A 426-nucleotide genomic window follows, 5' to 3' on the forward strand; every position below is an offset into this window, starting at 1 on the left:
CGCGAGCCCGCACCCGATCCATGCCGTTTGTTCCCTTACCCTTCGTCGTCGCCCTGTCGCTGTTCATCCTGCTTTGGGTCGTCGCCAGCCGCCAGGATGAGGCAGCACCGAACCTGCCGTTTCTCGCCCTGATCCTTGTTGCAGCGTTGCAATCGGTGCTCACCGGACTGCGCTGGGGCTATGGCATCAGCGAAGTCGGCTATATCGCCCCCGTATCCGCCGCGATCATGCCGTCTCTGCTCTACGCCGGCGTATCGAGCCTGGTTCGCACCAGCGACCGCCGGTGGCCGGCCCTGCTGGGGCTCCACGCGACACCCGCGGTCATCATCATCATGCTGATAATCTTTTGGCGCGAGGCGATCGACGTGGCGCTGACATCAATCGATTTCACCTACGCCGCCGCCATTCTCTGGCTGCTTCGCTCCG

At 63.6% G+C, this 426-nt stretch carries 1 pseudogene; it reads left to right on the top strand.

Annotation, left to right across the window (positions count from 1 at the left end):
- Nucleotides 1-20: 20 nt before the first annotated feature.
- A pseudogene (locus EOC94_RS33720) lies at nucleotides 21-426 on the top strand (AraC family transcriptional regulator); the annotation flags it as partial.

The organism is Mesorhizobium sp. M6A.T.Ce.TU.016.01.1.1, assembly GCF_003997065.1.
Taxonomy (GTDB): Bacteria; Pseudomonadota; Alphaproteobacteria; order Rhizobiales; family Rhizobiaceae; genus Mesorhizobium; species Mesorhizobium mediterraneum.